Consider the following 24,225-nt stretch of genomic DNA (forward strand, 5'->3'; position numbering starts at 1 on the left):
ATAATAGAAGAAAAGGGGAGCGGAATCCTTTTGACACTCACTATTTGGATAAGATAAGATGAATAAGGTGTGATTTGTTTAGAAAGGAAGAGATGGTGTGTTATTTAACTCATTTGAGTTTATTTTTTTATTTTTACCGATAGCATTTCTTTTATATTTTCTATTAAATAAATTTGGATATGCTACATTAGCGAAAGCTTGGCTCGTTGCGGCCTCTTTATTTTTCTATAGTTATTGGAATGTGAAATATTTACCGCTTATGTTAGTGTCGCTCATTGTGAACTACTTTATCGGAATGAGGCTCGTAAAACATAAGAGTAAACTTCTTTTAACGGTAGGATTAATATTTAATATAGGAATGCTTAGTTATTTCAAGTATTATGATTTCTTCTTACAAAATGTGAATTCATTATTTGGAACTCAGTTTACATTATTATCTTTAACGTTACCACTTGCGATTAGTTTCTATACGTTTCAAAAGATTGCATTTTTAGTAGATACGTATCGCGGGGAAACGAAGGCATGTCATTTTCTTGATTACGCATTGTTCGTAACGTTTTTCCCGCAGCTTATTGCAGGACCGATTGTACATCATGCGCAAATTATGCCGCAGTTTGCTGACGATAGTAAAAAGCGCTGGCAATCGAAGTATATCGTTCTTGGTATATTCGTATTTGCAGTTGGTATTTTCAAAAAGGTAGGTATTGCAGATGTATTATCACCCCTTGTACATGAAGGGTTTGATGTGCAGCAATCATTAACATTTGTCGAAGCGTGGCTTTCGTCGTTAGCGTTTACGTTCCAATTGTATTTTGATTTTAGTGGATATAGTGATATGGCAATTGGAATCGCTTTAATGTTTAATATTAAATTACCTCAAAACTTTAATTCACCGTATAAAGCAGTGAATATACAAGACTTTTGGCATCGTTGGCATATGACGCTTAGCCAGTTTTTAACGAAGTACGTATACATTTCTCTAGGAGGAAATCGAAAAGGAATTACGCGTACATACGTAAATATTATGATTGTATTTTTAATAAGTGGACTTTGGCACGGAGCTGGTTGGACATTTGTTTTTTGGGGGTTCTTGCACGGTTTGGCTTCTGTTATTCATCGCCTATGGAGTAAAGCAGGAGGGCGCATGCCAGCCTTAGCTGGTTGGTTCGTTACGTTTTTCTTCATTAATATAACGTGGGTATTCTTTAGGGCAACATCTATGCATGATGCGGTGAAAGTGTTAAAAGGAATGTTCGGGCTAAATGGAATCGAATTAGCAAATAGCGTATTCCCAGCATTTATAATAGAGAAGCTGCAATTTTTAAAAGAGTACGGTGTTTCATTTAGTGAAGGGTACCATGTCTCTTTATTAGATCCGAAAATGGTAGCGTATATTTTCGGAGCGTTATGTATTAGTTTCTTCTTAAAAAATTCAATTCAGTTAAAAGATTCATTCCGTCCGAATGTATGGACTGCTTTATTTACTGCAGTATTACTCGTATATAGCGTGTTACATTTAACGAGTATTAGTGAGTTTTTATACTTTAATTTCTAGGTGGAGAATATGAAAAACAAACATTGGCTTATTTTCGTTTTTGTATGTGTTTTTGTTCCTCTGGCAGGTGTCGGGATATTTAATAGCTATATAGATTCACTTTGGTTATTCCCGCATAAAAATAAGTGGAATGATGTTCAGTACGGGTTTAACGAGAGACAACAGAAAACAAATTATATAACGTACCGTCCGTTTACATATGATGGAGTTATACTTGGAAGTAGTAGAACGACTTTTATTAACGAGAATGACTTCACCGGGTTAAACGCATTTAATTATGCGGTAAGCAGTACAGATCCGCGTGAGTATGATGCATATATTGAATATGCAAAAGAACAAAAAGGTAGTGGACTCGAGTCTATTGTACTTGGTTTAGATTTCCTTGGAACGAACAAAAATAGGGAAATTGGTTTTGATAAACCAGAAGCGTATATTAATCAGGCGCAAAGTTTATTGTATCCGATTAAATCGTATGTAAGTATGGACGGGATTACTTATTCAAAGAATACAATTGCAAATTCCACTCATCATAGTACGAATCTTGATTGGTACAATCGAGAGAATATAAAATCGATGCGCGATTATACGAAAGAAGAACGTGATGCGCAAATAGCGGCGCAAGTAGATAAGTTTAGTAAAGAGATTTACGGCGGGAATTATGAGTATCAAAATATGAAAGAAATATTAGGAACAGTAAAGGCTCATAATCCGAACACGAAGTTTTATATTTTTACAACGCCTGTTTCAGAGCCTCTGTTCCGTACGATGATTCAATCAGGGCGATGGGAAGATTATAAAAGATGGCTTCATGACGCTGTAGATGTATTTGGCGAAGTGCACCATTTCATGTATCTTAATTCCGTTACAACGAATTTAGATAACTATATGGATGGGCATCATTTCAGACCAGAAGTTGGAAAGTTGATTGCGCATAAAGTTGTAAATGAGGAAGATAGCAACGTCCCGAAAGACTTCGGTATTGTTATTACGAAGGATAATATTGATGAGGTGTTGGAGGAGATTCGGGCGTCTTTTCAATAGGGGAAGCTTGAAAGGCTAGATCATATGTGGTCTGGCCTTTTTTTATAGATTGCTGCTTTATCAAACTTTGTCGGTAAATCGATATCTTCTGTAGAATCATTAATATAATTTCATGTATTACTTTCAAAAGAAAAAGCAGCATCCAAATGGATGCTGCTTCACTTTATTCTACCTCTAAATCAACAATTAAGTAAGCGAGTATAACGACAAAGAAAATACTAACGGCCGGCGCTGTTAATACGTGGCCGGACATAAAGCCAATTCCAAGTGATAGTACAACGGTGCTAGCTAATAGCATATATTTCACAGTTAATATTTTCTTAAAGTTTGTTATGATGCTGAGTAATAATTTAATACCGAAGTAAAGGAATGGTATGAAGTAAATAAGAGAACCGATGATTCCGAATGCAAAGAATATGTCATGGAAGTCCATTTCGATTAATTTAATTTTAACCGTATAGTTACCAGCATAGCCCATTCCGAATAATTTTTGTGATAGTGGTGCGTCTTTATAGTATTGTTTGTATACTTTTAAAAACTTATCGCGATCACTGTAAATTAAACTTTTGACCTCAGAGTCTGTTAGTTCACCTTTTGCATGTTTTTTCTCTGTGTCAGGATCTTCTTTAATTATTTTTCCTTCTTTTCTATCCTTTTCTTCTTGTACTGATTTTTTGTATTCGTATATTTGCATGTGGATGCCCATATTTTTTGCGATAGGAGTATGCGGTGTAAGGGCAATTAAACCTCCTAGTATAATAGCGGCAACAACTGTATTTACGAGATATGTGAATCCTTTTCCTTCTTTTTTGCGATGAACCATATATTCAATGAATGAGAATAAAAGTGCCACGCCAAGCGTTAGAACAATTGCACCATATCCTACTTTCGTTCCGACCATAATACTTGCATACATCGCGAGTATTGTTGGAATCCAGTAATAGATTTTCGAGAAAGAAGTTGTTTTATGAATCGAATATAACACTACGATTGGGAACATAATTGCAAAAATAGAACTTAAATCATTTCCAGCAAAGAACCAACCTCTTGAACCAATTTTTGAGTGAGGGTAGCTTGGGAAATCTGTACCAGTTTGCATTGCAACAATCAGTGTGATACTTAAAATTAAAGTTGCATATAAGAAATATGTAATGATTTTATGAAACGTATATTCTTTATTTTTTAATTCTTTAAAGACGATAATATATCCAAACAGTAGCACAATTGGATATATGCTCTTTAAAATAAATTTCACTTCTTCGCCAAATGAAACTGGGGATTTAATCATCATATTATTTGCAAGACCAATTGCTAGTACGATACCGAGTAGGCATAAATAGAGAATGTACTTTTTCGCTCCATGTTGATTTCTATGAAGAAGTAGATAACCTAATGCAAGAAGCATAAAGGCGAAACGGACTACGATTCCAACTGTTGCGCTCATGTGTAATACATAGATTGAAAAAGACGTTAATAAATCTAAAATTGGTTGAAACACAATGAATAGCAATAGGAAATGCGGGAAGTAGTTATCCGTTTGTTTCAACTTATTAACCATATATTCCTCCATTTCTTCATTCCTTTAGTTCAATACCCAAGAGATGGGGATAAAAGCCTTATTTACATAATAAGGCGAATGAATTTCAATATTTGTTTTTTTGCATCAAACTTAAGAATACACCATTTCATTGTAATGGTAAATAGATGAAAAGCATGGATAAACCGACTTTAATTTCTATATTTTTTAACGAAATTGTATGTTTTATACGGAGATATATACAAATTACGAGGAAATTAGACAGAAGATTAAGAAAAAAGAAGGATTTTTAACATGCTTTCTATAATTATATAAGTATAATCTTTATGTTGAAAAGAGGGGTATATATAATGGAAGTAACAAGTAAAACGGAATCTGTTGTTGTGAAATATGAAGGGCGCGTAGCAACGGTTATGGTTAATCGTCCAGAGGTTTTAAATGCATTAGATGAACCAACGTTAAAAGAGTTATTACAAAAGTTGAAAGAAGTGGCGGAAAGTTCTGTTCACGTTGTTGTGTTGTGCGGAAGTGGCCGTGGTTTTTCTGCGGGTGGAGATATTAAATCGATGCTTTCAAGTAATGATGAAAGTAAGTTTGAAGGCATCATGAATACAATTTCTGAAATCGTTGTGACTTTATATACGATGCCAAAGCTTGTTATTAGTGCAATTCATGGGCCAACTGCTGGACTTGGATTAAGTATTGCATTAACAGCTGATTATGTCATGGCAGATATATCATCAGTTATTGCGATGAACTTTATTGGAATCGCTTTAATTCCAGATGGTGGTGGCCATTTCTTCCTCCAAAAGCGCGTTGGTGAAAATATGACGAAGAAAATCATTTGGGAAGGGAAGAAATTATCAGCGACAGAAGCACTAGATATCGGTTTAATTGATGAAGTAATCGGTGAGGATTTCCAAACGGCTGTGAAGCAAAAAATTAATGAATGGTTACAAAAACCAATCAAGGCAATGATTCAAACGAAACAAATTTTATGTGAAGTAAATCGTTCTAATTTAGAACAAACACTTCAGCTCGAAAAGCGTGGTCAATATGCGATGAGACAAACAGCGGACCATAAAGAAGGTATTGCTGCTTTTCTAGAAAAACGTTTACCAGCATTTAAAGGGGAATAAAGTGAAACTTTAATCCGTGGGGATTTGTTTATCCCCCGCGGATTATTAGTCTTACTGCCCGTTAATTCGAGATAAAGGGAAGAAAGTGCTAACACATTTTAGTATAATTGTGTTAGCACTTTTTTTAGGAGTAATAAATGAAGAAAATTATCGGTGTTATCGTTATTATTTTACTAACATATTATGCTTTGCATAGTACACCATCTCTTGCGGTACGGACTGCATTATTCTTTGAGGGACATCCAACTGTTGCTTTCTCTGGTGAAGTGAAGAAAGAACGGGATGTGAAAAAAGAGGCGATTCCTGATGAGTACCAAACCTTATACGGCGATAAGAAAGAAGAACCAGAGCATTACTTCTTTCCGGTAGTAAAGGCGCACGGATCAGGAATTGATATGTTAAGTGCTTGTGTGAAAAAAGAGTGGTTTTTCTATAAAGCAGAGCTTGGGTGTTATTAAAAGTGGGAGGAAAAGTGATGTCAACTTATAACAGGTTAGTAAGAGATCGTGTCCCGGAGAAAATTTTGATGTCTGGAAAAACATATACAGCACAAAAATTAACAGGACAAGCTTACATACAAGCGTTAGCGAAAATTGGTACAGAAGAAATTCGTGAATTTGCTTCGATGAAAGAGCGTGAACATGCGCTAGATTCACTTGCAGATGCACTTGAAATTATTATTTCATTAGCGCGTGCAGAAGGTGCAACAATGGAAGATGTAGAGCTTATTCGTAAGCAGAAAGAAGAAGAGCGCGGCGGATTTACAAGAGGGATTTATTTGATGGACGTTTCGGAAGAGTAGTTTTATCCCGCTATTTGCGGGCAGTAAGACCCCAAACTCAAAATTCGGCGAATGCGAGGGAGTCGGGCTGCCAGTAAAAGTCCGATTGATGCGGGCTGATTAAAGTTTCACTTTATAGAAAAAGCACAGTGTTAATGGAGATAATGCGGTGCTTTTTTGTCATTGAGATTAGGATAAAGTGAATTTTATTATAATTTAGAAAATTAAACTATATGAGTAGAGGTTTTATCGTAATTTCGCTATACTGAATAGTAGAGAAAATGAGGAGGAAACGACAATGGCACATCATACGAAAGAAACGATGGAACTTATTAAGGAGCTTGTCTCTATTCCAAGTCCATCTGGAAACACGGCGAAAATTATTAGTTTTATTGAAAACTATGTAAGTGAGTGGAATGTAGAGACGAAGCGTAATAATAAAGGTGCTCTTATTTTAACGGTTAAAGGAAAGAATGATGAGCAGCATCGTTTATTAACTGCACACGTTGATACGTTAGGTGCGATGGTGAAAGAAATTAAGCCTGACGGTCGCCTTCGTCTATCTATGATTGGTGGATTTCGCTGGAATTCTGTAGAAGGGGAATATTGCGAAATTGAAACGTCAAGTGGTAAGAAGTATACAGGTACAATTTTAATGCATCAAACTTCTGTGCATGTGTACAAAGATGCAGGGGAAGCGAAGCGCGATGAGAAAAATATTGAAGTGCGTATTGATGAGCGTGTCTTTTCAGCAGATGCAGTACGTGAGTTAGGAATTGAAGTAGGAGACTTCGTTTCATTTGATCCACGCGTTCAAATTACAGAGAGTGGATACATAAAATCACGTCATTTAGACGATAAAGTAAGTGTAGCAATTCTATTAAAATTGATTAAAAGATTGCAAGATGAAAAGGTAACATTGCCATATACAACACATTTCTTAATTTCTAATAATGAAGAAATTGGATACGGTGGAAACTCAAATATTCCAGAAGAAACGGTAGAATATTTAGCAGTTGATATGGGAGCGTTAGGTGATGGACAAGCATCTGATGAATATACAGTATCCATCTGTGCGAAAGACTCTAGCGGTCCATACCATTACGCTTTACGTAAGCATTTAGTTGAACTGGCGAAAGCGAACGCTATTGAATATAAAGTGGATATTTATCCATACTACGGATCAGACGCATCAGCTGCGATTCACGCCGGATTTGATGTGAAACATGCGTTAATTGGAGCTGGTATTGATTCTTCTCACGCATTTGAGCGTACGCACGAAAGCTCGATTGCACATACAGAAGCACTTGTTTATGCATATGTGTTATCAGAAATGATAGTAGAATAGTGAGAGGGTGGTTGATTCTATGAATCAACCACTTTTTTGTGTATAAAAAATACTTTAAGTGTATTTTATTTTACAATATTAAGAAAGTAGGTTTACTACAGAATTCTAGTATTATAGAATGATAGAGGCGCACTAATTTTTTTTGTTCGGATTTATTATGATTTGCATATTAAGATTACGCGTTATTATAAATGGTTTTTGAGAGGAGTATTATTATTTATGAAGTATCGTGCAGTCGCGGCTGGTATTTTAGCCGCAAGTTTATTATCATCTCCAGTAAGTAGTTTCGCAGCAGGGAAAAAGTTTTCGGATGTTCCTACATGGGCGCAGGAATCGGTTGACTATTTAGTAGGGAAAAAAGCGCTTGATGGAAAACCAGATGGAACGTTTTCTCCATCTGAAGCAGTAGATAAAGGATCAGCTGCAAAAATATTAGCAGCAGTTCTTGGCTTACCAATTGATCCAAAAGCGAAACCATCTTTTAAAGATTCGCAAGATCATTGGGCAGCACCATATATTGCTGCGGTAGAAAAAGCGGGTGTAATTAATGGAGATGGTACTGGGAAATTCAATCCATCAAGCCAAATTAACCGTGCATCAATGGCATCTATGCTTGTACAAGCATATTCATTAGATAAGAAAATTATTGGAGAACTTCCAACGCAGTTTAAAGATTTGGAACCTCATTGGGGTAAGAAACAAGCTAATATTTTAGTAGCTTTAGAGATTTCAATGGGTACAGGAAATGGCTGGAATCCTGACGGTACTGTAACTCGTGCTGAAGCAGCTCAGTTCATCGCAATGGCAGATAAAAATAAAACAAATACATCGAAAAGAATGTATATGAATAGAAACTTTATTACATATCATCAAGCATCGTTATCATCTGGTATTACTGACGTTCAACATAAGCCACAAATGATTGAAGTGAAAGAGCAAAGAGCGGACGGTTGGTTGAAGGTTGTAACGAGTAAAGGTGAGAAGTGGACGCCTTTAACAGAGAAAACAGATGTTATTAATGAAGGATTTACTGCGTATGCAGAAGCTTCACATCAATCTAAAGTTTCAGGTACATATAACGCACAAAAAGTAACTGTTATTGAAGAAAAAGATAGCTGGATTCGTATCCGTATGGGAGCTGGTTTCCAATGGGTGGATAAAAATCAATTAAACCCAGTGAAGCAAGGTAACTTCCTAGAAGGTAAAGCGATTATTATTGATCCAGGTCATGGTGGAATTGATTCGGGGAACCCTGGTTATTATGAGAAAGAAAGTAAAACCGTATTAGATGTATCATTACGATTACAGAAAATATTTGAGAAAAAGACACCGTTTACTGTGTTGTTAACTCGTGAGAATGATACACGTCCAGGAAACACTGCAGCTGAGTCTTTACAAAAACGTGTAGAATTTGCTCAGGCAAATAAAGGTGATATTTTTGTAAGTATTCATGGTAATGGTACGGATAGTAAACAAGGACAAGGTACAGAAACATTCTACTATGAATCAGCGACAGCAAGAGGGACAAACCCGAATGTATCAGAAAGTCGTTTATTAGCAGAGAAAATTCAAGAGCGTCTTGTAGATGCACTTGGAACAAAAGATCGCGGTGTGAAGAAAGGCGATTTATATGTAATTAGAGAAAACACGATGCCAGCTGTATTAGCAGAATTAGCATTTGTAGATAATAAAAGCGATGCTGATAAAATTGCTACACCAGAACAGAGACAAAGTGCAGCAGAAGCTATTTATCAAGGGATTTTAGATTACTACGAAGCAATGGGTAACAACGTATCTTCTTTCCGTTAATAAATAAAAGAGATTGCCATAGGCAGTCTCTTTTTATTTATAAAACAAATTATAAAGGTTTCTCTTTATTTCGGGCATATGATATCATTTAATTTTATATGAAAAAAGTATTTGAGTAATTTTGATCATAACAATTTTAAACGATAAAGGATGATAATAGATTGAGTAATCATAGTAAAACACCTGCATGTATATATACGTATGCATTTCGCGAAGAGGAGCGTGCTTTATGTTACTTGGAAATGCGCTCGTTCTTTGGGATGGAGTCTCACGTTAATATTTTAAAAAGTGAAGTCAAGATCGCTCCGAGTAGAAGTCCGTTTATTAAAGAGCGCGTCGAGGTTATGTATGAAGGGGACGACTTAGAAAGCATTTTAGAACAAGTGGAACAAATTGATTTAGCGGGAGCGACATTTAAAGTTATCTTCGTTAAAATCAATGATCTTGGTAAAGAAAATAAAATTGAATATGGAGAAAGACGCCTTATTGAACGAGACCTCGGTATGCATATTGAAGGAGAAGCGGATGTTCGTAATCCAGAGCGTGTATTCGGGATTGTTCCTCTTGGAGGACGTTGGTACTTCGGACACTATGTAGAAAGTGATCCGGTTTGGTATCATCACATAAAAAAACCGCATAGCTATTCGACATCACTGAGCACACGTGTTGCTAGAGCTGTCGCAAATATCGCTGTACCAAACCCAGATGGAGTACGAGCAATTGACCCGTGCTGCGGCATTGGAACAGTAGTAGTAGAAGCACTTTCTATGGGGATTAACATCGTTGGTAGAGATATAAATCCACTTGTGGTTCTTGGAACGAGAAAAAACATCGCACATTTCGGGTTTGAAGGAACAGTAACAAAAGGTCCAATTGAAGAAATTACTGAGAACTACGACGTCGCAATTATCGATATGCCGTACGACCTATTTACGCACGCAACACCAGAAGATCAACTCTCAATTCTTTCAAGTGCGCGCCGCATTGCAAAAAAAGTAGTCGTTGTCACGATGGAAACAATGGACGACATGATTCATGAAGCGGGATTTGAAATTACAGACCGCTGTATCACAAGAAAAGGATCATTTTCTAGACAAATTCTTGTTTGTGAATAAGAAAGAAAGGTCACCCGTTTGGGTGACCTTTTTTGGTTTGTATTGATGTGTGATTGGTTGGTGGAATGGAGGGATGATTTGGCGGGATTTGTTGATAAGTCGATATTTTATGTCGAATCGCTGATATATTCAGAGAATCAACCGATATCAAATTACTCTTCTTTCGTCTTCTCTTGTTGTGCGATTAATAAATTGCGTAATACGTGTCCGCGGTAACTTTCTAGTTTTTGTCCTTCATGATAGCGAACACCTAATTTTTTTAGCTCAGCTACGTACCAGCCTTTTGTTCCGTAATACATGAGACCACTTCCTTTTTTCTTTTGAACAGTATATGTGCCGGGACGAGAGAATTTTCTTTTTTTATTCATGAAATTTGCGGAATTTAACATTGAATATTCAGTTTATTTTTATTATGATTAACTTATTATCGGATGACAGTGATTAGCCTCGCTGTAAGCCCAGATTTATGTTTGAAAATGAAGAGAGTAAACTTCTTTCCACTTGAGCTTCTTTAGCAGAAGTACGAGCTATAAGGATAAGGGTAGTAAAATTCAATGCAAATGTGTACATTGTTTTTCTGGCTCTTAACATAGTAACGGAGGATGAAATATGCGTAAAGGGACTTTTTTTATGGCAGGACATTCGAGACTTCCGAAAGGTATGGCTGTTCGCAGTATGTATGAAACATTAACAATTACAATTGAGGCAGATCATAAATATCATGTCATTATTGAAGCGTCATGTACGCTTGCGACAGAGCATGGTAGAGACTTCGTCGCTCAAATGTTGAGAGGACATAGTTTGCAAGATGGTATTGAGGAAATCGTTCAAGATATTACGGACCATTATCAAGGAAAAGCGCAAAATGCTATCGTCAGTGCGGTAAAAGATTTACATCGCCAATACGTAAGTTATTTAAATGATGAACAGCCTAGAGGAGAGTACGAGGAAACAACACCATAAAAACTGTCTAGTTTATAACCATAAACAAGAGCCAGTTGTATTTCCGTTAACGGGATACGACTGGCTTTTTATATTGAGGAGGCAAGGAATATGAAAAAATTAAGTGAAGTTCAAGCTGTGAAACAAGAGACGAAAAAAAGAGGATGTGCGGAAAGTAAGGGGATTTGTGAAATGTGTAAAGTATGTAGAGAAAAAAACAAAAAACGAATTGACAGTTAGAAAATTTTGAATTATTATTTAATTAATAAGATCCATACGAGAAATTAGCCTTCTCTATATTCGATCTTGCTTTCCTGTTTTACAAATATTTTCATAAAAACTGTCTATTATTATTGTACTTTAAGAGATTAAAGAACATTCGTAATTATGAGCCAGTTGTACGTTTTCGCGATTTTATGTCGTGGATGCGTATGACTGGCTTTTTCGATGTTAGGGCAGTAAGACCGAATCTCAGCATAAGAAGATAAGGATAACTGTCTGTAAAAAGCGTCCATAAGTTCTTCATATTTAAATTAGGGAGGAATTGAAATGTCGATTATTACAGAACAAAGTACGAAGATGAAATTTGCAAAGAAATATGAGGGGTATGAAATTGTTCCGCATCCAGAGCATAAGCGTTTATACCATATTGTGTTAAATCAGCAATTGCTTAAGCAGTTTTTTGAAGAGGTAAAAGAGCATTCAGAGCAGTCATTACAATACATTCCTTATTCTCGGTTTAATCTTGCTGATGACATGAGAAAGATTTTTGGGCAATCATTTATGGATAATATTCGCGGCATTGTTCATGATCGTGAAACGGGCGGATTTACAATTGGGGTGCAAGGTGAAACGTCAGATCCAGCAGACTACGTGAAATTTGCAACAGCATTAACACATTTAATCGGGGAGCCAAACTTTGATGCAATGACAGGAACGTATTATGCTAGGTTTAATGTGAAAGATACGGATAGTAGTGATTCTTACCTTCGTCAAGCGTACCGATTGTTTACACTGCATACAGACGGTACATTCGTTGATGAGCCGACAGATTGGCTTCTTATGATGAAAATTGAAGAGCAAAATGCAGTAGGCGGAGAATCTCGTTTACTACATTTAGATGATTGGGAAGACCTTCAGAAATTTAGAAATCATTCGCTCGCATCTGTTAAGGTTACGTATAAAGCACCACCAAGTAAAAATACGCAAGAAATCGTCTATCGTGAAACATTTTTTGATGTGAATAACGCACCATGTATTTGTTTTATTGATCAGTTTGCCTATCCAGATAATATTGAACAAGCAAACTATTTGAAAGACTTATCATATTCTGTTGAAAACTCACCAGCAACACATGCATTGAAATTACCAATTGGTGACTTAGTTCTTTTAAACAACTTATTTTGGATGCACGGAAGAGCTGCGTTTGAGAAAAATAAAGATTTATATAGAGAACTAATGCGTCAACGTGGTTGTTTTTCTAAATAAGTTTGTACGGCGGGTCTTAAAAAAGGCCTGCCTTTCATCATATTAAGGGGGAAGTAGGATGTATGACTTTATAATTATTGGCGGAGGAATTGTTGGCCTTTCAACTGGAATGGCGTTAACGAAAAAATTCCCTAGTGCGAAAATCGCGATCATTGAAAAAGAAAAGGAACTTGCACATCATCAAACTGGGCATAATAGCGGAGTAATTCACTCTGGAATTTATTATAAACCAGGGAGTTATAAAGCAAAGTTTGCCAAAGAAGGAAACGCAGCTATGGTTCAATTTTGTAAAGAAAATGACATCGCTTATGACATGTGCGGGAAAGTAATTGTCGCTACAGAAAAGGACGAACTTCCTCTTTTACATAACTTATATGAAAGAGGCTTACAAAACGATTTACATATTTCAAAAATAGATAAGGAAGAATTAGCTGAAATTGAACCTCATGTAAAGGGACTTGGCGCAATCCGTGTTCCATCTTGCGGGATTGCTGATTATAGAGGAGTAAGTTATGCATTTGCCCGTTTGATTCAAGAAAGCGGGGGAGAAGTACATTTAGGAACAGCCGCAGAGCGTATTACTGAGAAGAAAGACGCTGTAATAATTGAGACAAATCAAGGTGTATTTAAAACGAAATTTCTCATTAATTGCGCCGGCTTACATAGTGATCGTATTGCGAAAAAGACAGGTATATTAACGGATATGAAAATTGTTCCGTTTCGTGGTGAATATTATGAACTTGTCCCAGAAAAACGCTATCTTGTAAAACATTTAATCTACCCAGTTCCAAACCCTGAATTTCCGTTTTTAGGTGTTCATTTCACAAGAATGATAAACGGAGACGTACATGCAGGACCAAATGCAGTATTAAGCTTCAAACGCGAAGGCTATACGAAAACGGACTTTGATATTAAAGACTTCATGGAAACAATGACATACACAGGCTTTTGGAAAATGGCGATGCCAAATATGAAAGAAGGCATAAAAGAGATGGTGCGCTCATTTAGTAAACAATCATTCCTAAAAAGCTTGCAGCGCCTAATACCAGAACTTACAGAGAAAGATATCGTGCCAACCCATGCAGGTGTAAGGGCACAGGCTATATTATCAAACGGAAATATGGTTGATGACTTCTGTATTATCCCTGGTATCAATTCTCTGCATATTTGTAATGCGCCATCTCCAGCTGCGACGGCTAGTATAAAGATTGGTGAGGAGATTGTAAGGCAAGTGCCGGATGTGGTGGCGGTTAGGGTTTGATGGGTCCCCCGAGGTTTTTGGGGGATTTTTTAGTTTTGGATGCCCGGGCGGGGCTGGTTGTAGCTTAATGGCCGCTAACTGTCTACTGTATAAAAAAGTAGACAGTAGTGTATGCTTTTTTTAAAAATGTATACAGATTTATCCCACTATTTGTGGGCAGTAAGACCCCCACCTCAAAATTCAGCGAAAGCAAAGGATCTAGGTGTGGGCTAATAATCAGTGGGGGATGAAGCCCCCCACTGATTAAAGTTTCACTTTATACTCTATGCGTTGGCATGATACTTGCAATAAAAATAGTATCAATATATAGAGGAGAGATAGAAATGAAGGTTAGTAAAATATACACAACAATTGATGCGCACGTAGCTGGGGAACCGCTTCGAATTATTACGGGCGGAGTGCCAGAGATAAAGGGAGAAACGCAACTAGAAAGACGTGCCTACTGCATGGAACATTTGGATCATCTTCGTGAGATTCTTATGTATGAACCGAGAGGACATCACGGAATGTACGGTTGTATCATTACTCCGCCTGCAAGTGCTCACGCTGATTTTGGCGTATTATTTATGCACAATGAAGGCTGGAGTACGATGTGTGGTCACGGCATTATCGCTGTTATTACAGTAGGAATTGAAACGGGTATGTTTGAAGTGACAGGTGAAAAACAAAAGTTCATTATTGATAGCCCTGCTGGGGAAGTCATTGCGTACGCAAAATTTAAAGGGAGCGAAGTTGAATCCGTATCATTTGAAAACGTTCCTTCGTTTGTATATAAGAAAGACGTGCCTATCAAAATAGATGACTATGAATTTCAAGTAGATATTGCATTTGGCGGTGCATTTTATGCGGTAGTAGACTGTAAAGAATTTGGTTTGAAAGTAGATTTCAAAGATTTATCTGCCATTCAAACGTGGGGCGGTAAAATTAAGCACTATATCGAGAGCCAAATGGAAGTAAAACATCCACTTGAAGAAGATTTAAAAGGAATATACGGTGTTATTTTCTCAGATGAACCGAAAGGAAAAGGTGCCACTTTACGAAATGTAACGATCTTTGCTGATGGGCAAGTAGACCGTTCCCCTTGCGGCACAGGAACTTCCGCAAGAATCGCAACCCTTTTTGAAAAAGATGCCTTACAAAAAGGAGAGATTTTTATCCACGAATGCATTACTGACGGCAAATTTGAGGGAGAAGTATTGTCGGTAACAGAAGTAGATAAATATGAAGCTGTCGTTCCGAAAGTAACGGGAAATGCATTTATTACAGGATTCCATCAGTTTGTTGTAGATCCGAGGGATGATTTGAATCGGGGGTTTTTGTTAGGATAGAAGGAGGAGGTGAACAAATATGCTAGTCATAAGCGCAAATGAACAAAGAAACTTAGTAAATATGAATGAAGTCATTGAATACGCGGCGCTTGCTTTAAAAGAGTTTTCCGCAGAAAGAACGATCACACCAATACGCGGTTCATTACCATTTGCGAACGAGCAAAATACCGCATTAATTATGCCTTCAGTAGCGGAAGGACTCGAAGCGCTCGGTTTAAAAGTAGTAACGGTAGCTCCGCATAATAAAAAGATAGGAAAGAAAACGATAAACGGGATCGTTATGCTATCAGACTTTCAAACGGGAGAACCACTCGCACTTTTAGAAGGATCGTACTTAACGATGATTCGAACAGGCGCCTTGTCAGGAGTAGCGACAAAACATTTAGCTCGTCATAACGCGAAAACCTTATGCATTATCGGCACAGGTGAACAAGCGAAAGGAATTGCAGAAGCTGTAATCGCCGTTAGGGACATTGAAAAAATCATTTTATATAACCGAACGGAAGAAAAAGCGTATGCATTCGCACAATATATACAAGAGAAGTTCAATAAACCAGCTTACGTCTACAGGAGTCCAAATGAAGCAATAAGCGAAGCAGACATCATCGTCACAACAACGAATGCATCCACACCAGTCTTCTCAGAAAAACTACAAAAAGGCGTCCACATAAACGCCGTCGGTTCATTCAGACCGAGCATGCAAGAGCTACCATCTCACGCCATCGCTAACGCGAGCAAAGTAGTAGTCGAATCAAAAGAAGCAGCATTAGAAGAAACGGGTGACCTTCAAGTTCCGATAAAAGAAGGCTTATTTGAGGCAGGCGATATCCACGCCGAACTTGGTCAAATTATTAGCGGGGAAAAAGCTGGTAGAGAGAACGATGAAGAGATTACTATTTTCAAATCAGTAGGTTTAGCGGTAGTAGATATTATTGTTGCGAAATACTTATATGAAAAAGCGATGGAGCGTGGAGTGGGTACTATGATTCAGTTGTGAGGCTGCCTTTGGGTGGTCTTTTTATTTTACCCTCCGCATAAATATATTTTATCGCAAGAATTCATTGATAGATTTCAAACTTTCTACCTTTGCGAAAAAGTTTGACAATACATACGGGTAGTGGTAATTTAAAACCTATAAGAAAACTCGGTATTAATTCCGAGTTTTCTTATAGGTGTAAATAGTCGAGAGGGGTCGAAATATGAAGAAGAAGTTGTTTGCATTACCATTTGTCCTACTATTACTTATTGCATTAGCGGCTTGCTCAGGGGAGAAAGATTCTTCGAAGCAAGCAGGAACTAGTACGCCAGGGACTCCGAAAGATGGAGGAACGTTAACAGTTGGTGTTAGTGATAATCCAGATACGATGAATCCGCTTTATGCGAATGATCGAGTGTCGTTAACGATACAGCAAGCTTTATATGCACCGCTGTATCATATGGAAGACGGTAAGAAAAAGTTTGTTCTTGCTGAGAGCTTTACGCCTTCAGAGGATCAATTAACATGGACTTTAAAATTAAAGGACAATTTGAAATGGCATGATGGTAAGAAAATTACATCAGATGATATTGTATTTACATTCAAATCTATTCTAGATGAGAAGCAAAATAGTTCAAGCCGTGAAAACTTTATTTTTAAAGGAAAGCCGCTTGAGGTGAAAAAAGTGGATGAGCTAACGACTCAATTCGTTTTACCACAAGTAAGTGCATCTTTCGAAGGGGTTATGAATGATTTCTTCCCAATTCCGAAACATGTATTTGAAGGTGAAGCAGATTTAGTGAAGAGTAAGAAAAACTTACAACCTGTTGGATCAGGTCCATTTAAATTAAAAGAGTTTAAATCAGATGAATATGTTGCGCTAGAGCGATTCGATGATTATTTTGCTGGTAAAGCGAAATTAGATTCTGTCGTGTACCGCGTTGTAAAAGATCGTAATACAGCAAATGTTTCACTTCAAAATGGTCAAATCAATATGAAGATGATTGAGCCGCAAGACTTTAAGAAATTAGATAGCACTGGGAACTTCTCGATGGTGACATTCCCTGAAGGTAGATTATTCTACTTAGCTTATAACTTTAATACAGACCTTATGAAGAAAAAAGAAGTGCGCCAAGCGATTGCGCATGCATTAGATAAGAAAGAAATGATTAACTCAGCATTCGTTTCTAGTCAATTTGCAGAACCGGCAAATTCAATCTTAACGCCAGACGCTATGTATTATGCAAAAGACATAAAAGAGTATAAGTATGATCAAAAAGAAGCGAAAGATTTATTAGCAAAAGCTGGTGTGAAAGATAAAGAAAAAGTACGCGTTATGTATGTAACGAATAATAAAATCATGGAAAGTTTAGCGCTATATACACAACAAAAATTACAAGAAGTTGGCTTACAAGTTGAACTGAATGCATTAGATGCTAGTGCGGCAAGTGAAAAAGGCTTAGATAAAGCGAATAAAGACTATGACATTACATTCGGTGGTTACATAATGGGACCAGAGCCAGATTCATATAAGAGCTTATTCTTAAGTAATGCAGAATACAATTATGCACGTTATAAAAATGCTGACTTTGATAAGTTATGGGAAGAAGCTGCGGTTGAAACAGATAAAACGAAACGCGCAGAGCTATACCATAAAATCCAAGATACAGCTAGAGAAGACTTACCTTATCTTCCAATCGCATATCCGAAAGCAGTTATTGCAGTAGATAAAAAGTTTGATGGATTAAAAGAAGCAAAAGCAATTCCAGTTACAATGTTTGAAGATCTATCGAAGATTTATGAAGTGAAATAAGAAACCGTAAAGAAGCTGGTGGAAATCAGCTTCTTTATCCCGCTTTAACGGGCTGATAATCAGCGGGGGATGGACAAAACCCCACTGATTAAAGTTTCACTTTATCTTGAGGGGGGAAGTTTGTGTATAAAGTAATTGCAAAGAGGCTTTTAAATGCAATTCCGCTTTTATTTGTTATTTCTATTATTTCTTTTCTATTAATAAAACTAGCGCCGGGCGATCCCGTTCGAAACTTTGTAACGCCGAATATGAGCCCGATTGATGTCGAGCGTATTCGTAAAAGTTTAGGACTAGATCAACCAATTTACATGCAATATATTTTATGGCTAAAAAATATTTTAACAGGGAATTTTGGATACTCACTTCAAAATCACCGCCCTGTTTTAGAACTTATCACAGAAAGACTACCCGCAACAATCGGGTTAATGGGGTCATCTTTACTCGTCTCATTTGTAATCGCAATACCACTTGGGCTATTTACAGGTGTGAAAAAGAATTCTATCTTTGACCGCATCGTGAACTTCATCTCTTATGTGGGAATCTCAATGCCAGTCTTTTGGTTCGCGTTACTATTAATCTACTTATTCTCTTTAAAATTGAACATGCTTCCGAGTATGGGTATGCGTACAGTCGGTCAAGATTCATTCTGGGATATTGTCCAGCACGGCATTTTACCTTGTATGGTGCTAGCGTTCCAAAACGTCTCTGTTTATATGAGATATATTCGCTCAAGTACCATCCAGCAATTAGAAGAAGATTACGTACAAATTCAATATGCGTACGGCGCTTCAAAGAAAACAGTTTTATTTAATCACGTACTTCGAAACGTATTAATACCGATCATTACAATTTTCGGATTATCCATTCCAAGTTTAGTAGGCGGAGCGTTCATTACAGAAACAGTATTCTCATGGCCCGGACTTGGTTCACTCGGGGTGAATGCTATTTTTAGATTTGATTATCCAATTATTATGGCAATTACATTACTATCATCATTCATGTTAATTCTCGGTAATTTAATTGCTGATATTTTATATGGCGTAGTAGATCCGCGCATTCGAATGAGGGGGTGATTTGGAATGAATAATAGGAGATTTCAAACGATAAAAAGTAGTTTTACAAAAAATAAGTTTGTAGTAATGGGAGTTATTATACTTGGTGTTTTAACAATTGCGTCTCTTTTCGCATTCATATCACCGTACGATCCTAGTAAAATGTCAATTCCAGATCGTTTACAAGAACCGAGTTTAAGTCATCCTTTCGGCACAGACGATTACGGAAGGGATTACTTAACGAGAGCGTTATATGGCGGACGAGTTTCCCTTGCGGTTGGTTTTCTAGCGATGGTTGTTTCCATTACAATCGGGACCGCAGTAGGAACAATTAGCGGATATTTTGGCGGAAAGTTAGACAACTTCTTAATGCGAATTGTTGAAGTTTTAATGTCAATTCCATCATTCTTTTTAATGCTACTATTAAATGCTTATTTAAAACCAGGAATTACAACGCTTGTTCTTATTATCGGACTACTGACGTGGATGGATACCGCTCGTATCGTAAGGGCAGAAACGTTATCTGTAAAAGAGCGTGAGTACGTTTTATATGCAAAAGTATCTGGGCAAAAATCACTCATGATTATTGTAAGGCACATCATTCCAAACATTTTATCGACCATTATAATCGCAGCGACATTAACAATTGCGACATCTATTTTAATGGAATCATCACTTAGCTTCTTAGGTTTAGGTATTAGAGAACCAGATTCTTCTTGGGGCAGCATGCTAAATAATGCGCAAGGATACATAGGTGAAGCTTGGTATTTAACACTCTTCCCAGGGTTCCTTATTTTATTAACAGTACTAAGTTTTAACGTAATCGGTGAAGCGCTCAAGAAAGCTTTCGCACCAAAAGGAGCTGGGAATGAGGACTAAAGTGTTAAGTGAAAGGAGTGAGAAGCGTGTCTGAAAAACTATTAGAAGTGAAAAATTTAAAGACTTCTTTTTTCATAGAAAGTGGTGAAGTAGAAGCTGTTCGCGGCGTTTCATTTCATTTAAATAAAGGAGAAGTCGTTGGGATTGTTGGCGAATCGGGAAGCGGAAAGAGTGTTATGGCGAAATCTGTTATGGCTCTCGTTACGTCACCAGGGAAAGTGAAAGAAGGAGAGATTCTTTTTCAAAATGAAAACGTGCTTTCTAAATCGGAGAAAGAATTACGCTCTATTAGAGGAAATCAAATTTCACTTATATCCCAGGATCCAATGTCGGCATTAAACCCAGTTGTGAAAATTGGGAAGCAAATGGCGGAAGTAATTATTCGGCATCAAAAAGTGAAAAAGAAAGAAGCGCAAAATATCGCGGTCAACTTGCTAAAACAAGTCGGTCTTTCTTCACCAGAAGAAAGGGTGAAACAATATCCGCATGAACTAAGTGGTGGTATGAAGCAGCGGGTTATGATAGCAATGGCGATGTCTTGTAATCCAGACCTTCTCATTGCGGACGAACCGACGACAGCACTTGATGTAACGATACAAGCACAAATACTAGATTTAATGAAAAACTTAAAAAACGAAACGAATATGTCGTTGCTTCTTATTACGCATGATCTTGGAATTGTTGCACAAAACTGTACACGCGTTATCGTTATGTACGGCGGGCTTATTATGGAAGAAGGACCTGTACTTGATATTTTCCAATCGCCGAATCATCCATATACGAAAGGGCTATTAAACTCTCTGCCAAAAATATCGAACGGCGTAAAAGAAAGACTAGCGCCAATTCAAGGTGTAACACCAAACCTACTACATCCGCCGAAAGGTTGCCCGTTCGCAGAGCGTTGCCCACATAAAATGGACATTTGTGAAAAAGAACGTCCGCCATATTTTGAAATTGGAAACGGAAGGCGTTCTATGTGCTGGCTAAATGATAGGGCGGTAGGTGATTCCCATGCATGAAGAAAACTTAATTGAAGTTCGGAACTTAAAAAAGTATTTTCCTATTAAAAAAGGACTGTTCGGCAGAAAAACAGAGCAATTAAAAGCAGTCGATGACTTAAGCTTCACAATTAAAAAGGGTGAAACATTCGGACTAGTAGGAGAATCAGGCTGCGGAAAATCAACGACAGGAAGAAGCATCATTCGTTTACACGACGTCACTTCGGGTAACGTTTTATTTGACGGAAAAGATATCGCGGATCTAAAAGAAAGTGAACTAAAAGAATATCGAAAACGAATGCAAATCATTTTCCAAGACCCATACGCATCATTAAACCCGACAATGAACGTATTCCAAATTATTAGCGAGCCAATGAACATTCACGGATCTTACACAGCGGAAGAAAGAAAAGAAATCATTCTAGACCTTCTCAAAAAAGTAGGCCTAAAAGAAGAACACCTATATCGCTACCCGCACGAATTTAGCGGAGGCCAAAGACAGCGCATCAGCATCGCGCGCGCACTATCTGTAAAACCTGACTTCATCCTATGTGACGAACCAATCTCAGCACTAGATGTCTCAGTCCAAGCACAAGTCGTAAACATGCTGCAAGACATCCAAGAAGAAACAGGCGTCACATACTTATTTATCGCACATGACCTATCCATGGTAAGACACATATCAGACAGAATCGGAGTCATGTACTTAGGAAATATAGTAGAAATTGCCGACAGCGAAGACCTATACACAAAACCGGCACATCCATACACACAAGCACTACTCTCATCCATGCCAGAACCAGATCCAACAAACACAGGAAAAGACCGGATCATCCTGCAAGGGGAAGTACCAAGCCCGCTCAACTCACCATCCGGCTGCAAATTCAGAACGCGCTGCAAATTCGCCACTGAAAAATGCGCGCAGGAAGTACCAAAAATGGTGGAGATTGCGAAGGGGCATCAGGTGGCTTGTCATTTATTTTAGAGGAGAAAGCACTAGGGGGGACCTGGTGCTTTTTTCTTTTGTGTGGGGGTGTGGGATTGGTTGTAGACTAATGGTCAGTGAATGTCTATATTTGCATCTCCTATCATATAATTCTCCTTATTTTTTAACTATAATTTGAATGACGAACTTCTTTTTGTTGGGAAAGTACGCAAAGTAAGAAAACGTATTAAAAAGCATTTTGAAGATAATGTATCACCAATTAAAAATCATCGTGATGAAGTGTATCGTATTGATGTATGTATTGTAGAAAATCCGATGGAAAGAGAAATTTACGAAACATATATGATTAACGAATTTCAAGCGAAGTATAATGTGGATAAAGTATTTTATAAATAACATCAACGTAAAACATGATCTTGGTACTACATCAAGATCAGGTTTTTTTATATGCAATAAAAACAATTGATTATTCTTAATCATTCGACAAGATGCAACAATTTAAGATGGTGTTTTTTGCTATGATAAGTAAGGAATTTATATATCGTGTTATTGGGGGATAAAAAGAGATGTTGAAAAAATTTACTACATGTATTTTAGGGGGCGCTTTAGTATTCAATTTATCTGGTTGCGGCAATACATCCGACAAAACTTCTTCAGAATCTAAAGAAACCAATTCTAAACAAGAAGAAAAGAAAGTGCAAACAACTGATGAGGCGAAAACGAAAGAGAATACAAAGCAGAAAAATACAGAACAAACAAAAGAGAAATCAAAAATAAAAGAAAAAGAGTATGCTGTAAACAAGGATTTTCATACACCTAAATTTGATGTAACTGTAAAAAGAGTTGTAGAAAGAGATAAGGTTGGTAAAGAAAGTATAGGATTCCAAAAACCTGAAGATGGACATGTCTTTATTGTTGTAGAAGCAGAAGGGAAAAACATCACAAACGAACCGATGAAATTAGCCGTTTTACCATCAGTGGATTTAGTGGATGAAAATGATAATGCTTACCAAAGTGATGTGTGGGCAGCTAGTAGTTATGGGGTTGAAAAAGGCGAGACCTCTACTATTACTAAGGAATTGAAACCAGGGGAGGTAAGGAGAGAAAGTAAAGTTTACGTGATTAATAAAGAAAAATTTGATACAGGAAAATGGTATGTACTTGTTAACCATGAGTATAAGGAACAAATTAAATAGTGTTTATTTATTAAGAGGAGATGACTCCTCTTTTTTTGTTACAAGTTAACATAAAATTTCGTTATGAGGGACTGCCTTTTGGTGGTCTTTTTTTCATAAAATCTTGTAAAGCAAGAAAAAGTAGAATATTAATATTCTAATATTCAATAGAAAGATAAAACATTTAAAAGTTCAGAATAATACATTATAATATATTTAGTAAAATTAACCAATATATATTTTGCTCATTATGTATTAAAGGGGAAATGAAAATGGCTGGACAAATTCGTATGTCACCAGAGGAGCTTAAATCGAAAGCTGCTCGATATGGACAAGGTGCAAATCAAATTGAGGACATTTTAAGTCAACTACAAAACTTACAAAATGAATTAAGAGGAGAATGGGAAGGCCGTGCTTTTGAAGGTTTTGACCAACAGTTCAATGAATTAAAGCCAAAAGTACAAAACTTTGCACAGCTATTACAAGAAATTAATATGCAGCTGAATAAAACTGCAGAGGCTGTTGCTTCTCATGATGAAGAATTATCACGTAATTTCGGTTTGAAATAAAAGTTGTTTTACTCTATATAACAAGAATTTCAAATGAGCCATACAACTTATATTGTATGGCTCATTTGATTGCATGCTCAGTGAGTGATATTGATAGGGATATATATGTATTGAGATTTCTTTGATGCGTTTGGAAAATTTATTGAAAGGGTTTGAAAGAATGGGACAATTTCAAAGTAATTTAAAAAAAGCAACGCAAATTGCTACGAAAATGGGATCAGCCTCTGATAGGATTCAAAGTGCAACAACTCGTTCTATAACAAAGGCGACGCGTACAACGTTGTCTGTTAACTTCAAATCACAAGAAGCGAATCAGCAAGTTTTAGACTTGACGAAACAATTTTCCGCTGCCTTTCAACAAGCGGTTGATAATATTCATTCAGTAGCCCAAGAGTTTGAGAGAATGGATAACGAACTTCACAACACTTTTCGCTAATGTGACAACCTACATAAGGGTAAAATGGTAGGAGGAA

General features: G+C 37.0%; 24 protein-coding genes and 1 pseudogene. 23 read left to right on the plus strand and 2 right to left on the minus strand.

Features of this window, described 5'->3' with window-relative positions:
• Positions 1–97: 97 nt before the first annotated feature.
• Both JFT89_RS22230 and JFT89_RS22235 read left to right on the plus strand, forming a co-directional pair.
• The gene (locus tag JFT89_RS22230; RefSeq protein WP_201040589.1) at positions 98–1,555 is read left to right on the plus strand and encodes an MBOAT family O-acyltransferase; all 1,458 of its coding nucleotides are present in this window, start codon (positions 98–100) and stop codon (positions 1,553–1,555) included.
• A 9-nt stretch (positions 1,556–1,564) separates the two neighbouring features.
• Positions 1,565–2,596: a hypothetical protein gene (locus tag JFT89_RS22235; RefSeq protein ID WP_033706456.1), complete on the plus strand. Its 1,032-nt coding sequence runs from the start codon at positions 1,565–1,567 to the stop codon at positions 2,594–2,596.
• 163 nt (positions 2,597–2,759) lie between these two features.
• Here the strand turns inward: JFT89_RS22235 and JFT89_RS22240 are convergent, their stop codons facing one another.
• Positions 2,760–4,154, minus strand: a complete 1,395-nt coding sequence (locus JFT89_RS22240) for an O-antigen ligase family protein (RefSeq protein WP_033706457.1) — start codon at positions 4,152–4,154, stop codon at positions 2,760–2,762.
• Positions 4,155–4,483: 329 nt separating this feature from the next.
• On the opposite strand from JFT89_RS22240, the gene JFT89_RS22245 reads away from it, so the two are divergent.
• The 6 genes from JFT89_RS22245 to JFT89_RS22270 all read left to right on the plus strand — a co-directional run bounded on the left by JFT89_RS22245 (position 4,484) and on the right by JFT89_RS22270 (position 10,325).
• Entirely contained in the window at positions 4,484–5,272 is a 789-nt protein-coding gene (locus JFT89_RS22245; protein WP_002010905.1) for an enoyl-CoA hydratase, read from the plus strand.
• Between the two features lie 137 nt (positions 5,273–5,409).
• On the plus strand, positions 5,410–5,730 hold the full coding sequence (locus JFT89_RS22250; protein ID WP_002010902.1) for a hypothetical protein: 321 nt from the start codon (positions 5,410–5,412) through the stop codon (positions 5,728–5,730).
• 17 nt (positions 5,731–5,747) lie between these two features.
• Positions 5,748–6,074 (plus strand): nucleoside triphosphate pyrophosphohydrolase, encoded by a 327-nt coding sequence (locus JFT89_RS22255; RefSeq protein WP_002125566.1) that lies wholly within the window; start codon positions 5,748–5,750, stop codon positions 6,072–6,074.
• Positions 6,075–6,351: 277 nt separating this feature from the next.
• On the plus strand, positions 6,352–7,401 hold the full coding sequence (locus JFT89_RS22260; protein ID WP_002064007.1) for a M42 family metallopeptidase: 1,050 nt from the start codon (positions 6,352–6,354) through the stop codon (positions 7,399–7,401).
• Positions 7,402–7,620: 219 nt separating this feature from the next.
• On the plus strand, positions 7,621–9,210 hold the full coding sequence (locus JFT89_RS22265; protein WP_002064008.1) for an N-acetylmuramoyl-L-alanine amidase: 1,590 nt from the start codon (positions 7,621–7,623) through the stop codon (positions 9,208–9,210).
• A gap of 161 nt (positions 9,211–9,371) precedes the next feature.
• Positions 9,372–10,325, plus strand: a complete 954-nt coding sequence (locus tag JFT89_RS22270; protein WP_000064982.1) for a TRM11 family SAM-dependent methyltransferase — start codon at positions 9,372–9,374, stop codon at positions 10,323–10,325.
• Between the two features lie 152 nt (positions 10,326–10,477).
• On the opposite strand, the gene JFT89_RS22275 is transcribed toward JFT89_RS22270, so the two are convergent.
• Positions 10,478–10,693 (minus strand): YflJ family protein, encoded by a 216-nt coding sequence (locus tag JFT89_RS22275; RefSeq protein WP_201040590.1) that lies wholly within the window; start codon positions 10,691–10,693, stop codon positions 10,478–10,480.
• A 241-nt stretch (positions 10,694–10,934) separates the two neighbouring features.
• On the opposite strand from JFT89_RS22275, the gene JFT89_RS22280 reads away from it, so the two are divergent.
• The 15 genes and pseudogenes from JFT89_RS22280 (at position 10,935) to JFT89_RS22345 (ending at position 24,188) form a co-directional block, all read left to right on the plus strand.
• Positions 10,935–11,288: a DUF3870 domain-containing protein gene (locus tag JFT89_RS22280; protein ID WP_001225455.1), complete on the plus strand. Its 354-nt coding sequence runs from the start codon at positions 10,935–10,937 to the stop codon at positions 11,286–11,288.
• Positions 11,289–11,378: 90 nt separating this feature from the next.
• Positions 11,379–11,507 carry a hypothetical protein gene (locus tag JFT89_RS30535; protein WP_002064011.1) on the plus strand — a complete coding sequence of 43 codons (129 nt, stop codon included), beginning with the start codon at positions 11,379–11,381 and terminating at the stop codon, positions 11,505–11,507.
• A 309-nt stretch (positions 11,508–11,816) separates the two neighbouring features.
• The gene (gene glaH, locus JFT89_RS22285; RefSeq protein WP_201040591.1) at positions 11,817–12,755 is read left to right on the plus strand and encodes a glutarate dioxygenase GlaH; all 939 of its coding nucleotides are present in this window, start codon (positions 11,817–11,819) and stop codon (positions 12,753–12,755) included.
• Between the two features lie 58 nt (positions 12,756–12,813).
• Positions 12,814–14,016 carry an L-2-hydroxyglutarate oxidase gene (gene lhgO, locus JFT89_RS22290; protein ID WP_201040592.1) on the plus strand — a complete coding sequence of 401 codons (1,203 nt, stop codon included), beginning with the start codon at positions 12,814–12,816 and terminating at the stop codon, positions 14,014–14,016.
• Positions 14,017–14,291: 275 nt separating this feature from the next.
• Complete coding sequence (locus tag JFT89_RS22295; protein ID WP_201040593.1) at positions 14,292–15,344, plus strand: proline racemase family protein; 1,053 nt, start codon at positions 14,292–14,294, stop codon at positions 15,342–15,344.
• 19 nt (positions 15,345–15,363) lie between these two features.
• Positions 15,364–16,341 (plus strand): ornithine cyclodeaminase family protein, encoded by a 978-nt coding sequence (locus tag JFT89_RS22300; RefSeq protein WP_002064015.1) that lies wholly within the window; start codon positions 15,364–15,366, stop codon positions 16,339–16,341.
• A 202-nt stretch (positions 16,342–16,543) separates the two neighbouring features.
• Positions 16,544–18,133, plus strand: coding sequence for an ABC transporter substrate-binding protein (locus tag JFT89_RS22305; protein WP_201040594.1), 1,590 nt, complete (start codon positions 16,544–16,546; stop codon positions 18,131–18,133).
• Between the two features lie 122 nt (positions 18,134–18,255).
• A complete protein-coding gene (locus JFT89_RS22310) occupies positions 18,256–19,206 on the plus strand; it encodes an ABC transporter permease (protein ID WP_016094679.1) in 951 nt (316 codons plus the stop codon).
• Positions 19,207–19,212: 6 nt separating this feature from the next.
• A complete protein-coding gene (locus JFT89_RS22315; protein WP_016094678.1) occupies positions 19,213–20,064 on the plus strand; it encodes an ABC transporter permease in 852 nt (283 codons plus the stop codon).
• Between the two features lie 26 nt (positions 20,065–20,090).
• A complete protein-coding gene (locus tag JFT89_RS22320) occupies positions 20,091–21,083 on the plus strand; it encodes an ABC transporter ATP-binding protein (protein ID WP_016094677.1) in 993 nt (330 codons plus the stop codon).
• Positions 21,076–22,047 (plus strand): ABC transporter ATP-binding protein, encoded by a 972-nt coding sequence (locus JFT89_RS22325; RefSeq protein ID WP_016094676.1) that lies wholly within the window; start codon positions 21,076–21,078, stop codon positions 22,045–22,047. The genes JFT89_RS22320 and JFT89_RS22325 overlap by 8 nt, the downstream gene beginning before the upstream one ends.
• A gap of 117 nt (positions 22,048–22,164) precedes the next feature.
• Positions 22,165–22,404, plus strand: a pseudogene (locus JFT89_RS22330) (nucleotide excision repair endonuclease); the annotation flags it as partial.
• A 170-nt stretch (positions 22,405–22,574) separates the two neighbouring features.
• Positions 22,575–23,204, plus strand: coding sequence for a hypothetical protein (locus JFT89_RS22335; RefSeq protein WP_002069205.1), 630 nt, complete (start codon positions 22,575–22,577; stop codon positions 23,202–23,204).
• A gap of 251 nt (positions 23,205–23,455) precedes the next feature.
• Positions 23,456–23,752 carry a WXG100 family type VII secretion target gene (locus JFT89_RS22340; RefSeq protein ID WP_000918588.1) on the plus strand — a complete coding sequence of 99 codons (297 nt, stop codon included), beginning with the start codon at positions 23,456–23,458 and terminating at the stop codon, positions 23,750–23,752.
• 160 nt (positions 23,753–23,912) lie between these two features.
• Positions 23,913–24,188, plus strand: coding sequence for a TIGR04197 family type VII secretion effector (locus JFT89_RS22345; RefSeq protein ID WP_042889424.1), 276 nt, complete (start codon positions 23,913–23,915; stop codon positions 24,186–24,188).
• The last annotated feature ends 37 nt before the right edge of the window (positions 24,189–24,225 follow it).

The sequence above is a fragment of the Bacillus sp. TH25 genome (assembly GCF_016650935.1).
GTDB lineage: Bacteria > Bacillota > Bacilli > Bacillales > Bacillaceae_G > Bacillus_A > Bacillus_A mycoides.

Bases quoted from the DNA above. Each gene is read 5' to 3' on its own strand.
- JFT89_RS22235 (WP_033706456.1), top strand. From the start codon at position 1,565: ATGAAAAACAAACATTGGCTTATTTTCGTTTTTGTATGTGTTTTTGTT.
- JFT89_RS22240 (WP_033706457.1), bottom strand. From the start codon at position 4,154: ATGGTTAATAAGTTGAAACAAACGGATAACTACTTCCCGCATTTCCTA.
- JFT89_RS22245 (WP_002010905.1), top strand. From the start codon at position 4,484: ATGGAAGTAACAAGTAAAACGGAATCTGTTGTTGTGAAATATGAAGGG.
- JFT89_RS22250 (WP_002010902.1), top strand. From the start codon at position 5,410: ATGAAGAAAATTATCGGTGTTATCGTTATTATTTTACTAACATATTAT.
- JFT89_RS22255 (WP_002125566.1), top strand. From the start codon at position 5,748: ATGTCAACTTATAACAGGTTAGTAAGAGATCGTGTCCCGGAGAAAATT.
- JFT89_RS22260 (WP_002064007.1), top strand. From the start codon at position 6,352: ATGGCACATCATACGAAAGAAACGATGGAACTTATTAAGGAGCTTGTC.
- JFT89_RS22265 (WP_002064008.1), top strand. From the start codon at position 7,621: ATGAAGTATCGTGCAGTCGCGGCTGGTATTTTAGCCGCAAGTTTATTA.
- JFT89_RS22275 (WP_201040590.1), bottom strand. From the start codon at position 10,693: ATGAATAAAAAAAGAAAATTCTCTCGTCCCGGCACATATACTGTTCAA.
- JFT89_RS22280 (WP_001225455.1), top strand. From the start codon at position 10,935: ATGCGTAAAGGGACTTTTTTTATGGCAGGACATTCGAGACTTCCGAAA.
- JFT89_RS30535 (WP_002064011.1), top strand. From the start codon at position 11,379: ATGAAAAAATTAAGTGAAGTTCAAGCTGTGAAACAAGAGACGAAAAAA.
- glaH (WP_201040591.1), top strand. From the start codon at position 11,817: ATGTCGATTATTACAGAACAAAGTACGAAGATGAAATTTGCAAAGAAA.
- lhgO (WP_201040592.1), top strand. From the start codon at position 12,814: ATGTATGACTTTATAATTATTGGCGGAGGAATTGTTGGCCTTTCAACT.
- JFT89_RS22295 (WP_201040593.1), top strand. From the start codon at position 14,292: ATGATACTTGCAATAAAAATAGTATCAATATATAGAGGAGAGATAGAA.
- JFT89_RS22300 (WP_002064015.1), top strand. From the start codon at position 15,364: ATGCTAGTCATAAGCGCAAATGAACAAAGAAACTTAGTAAATATGAAT.
- JFT89_RS22305 (WP_201040594.1), top strand. From the start codon at position 16,544: ATGAAGAAGAAGTTGTTTGCATTACCATTTGTCCTACTATTACTTATT.
- JFT89_RS22315 (WP_016094678.1), top strand. From the start codon at position 19,213: ATGAATAATAGGAGATTTCAAACGATAAAAAGTAGTTTTACAAAAAAT.
- JFT89_RS22325 (WP_016094676.1), top strand. From the start codon at position 21,076: ATGCATGAAGAAAACTTAATTGAAGTTCGGAACTTAAAAAAGTATTTT.
- JFT89_RS22335 (WP_002069205.1), top strand. From the start codon at position 22,575: ATGTTGAAAAAATTTACTACATGTATTTTAGGGGGCGCTTTAGTATTC.
- JFT89_RS22340 (WP_000918588.1), top strand. From the start codon at position 23,456: ATGGCTGGACAAATTCGTATGTCACCAGAGGAGCTTAAATCGAAAGCT.
- JFT89_RS22345 (WP_042889424.1), top strand. From the start codon at position 23,913: ATGGGACAATTTCAAAGTAATTTAAAAAAAGCAACGCAAATTGCTACG.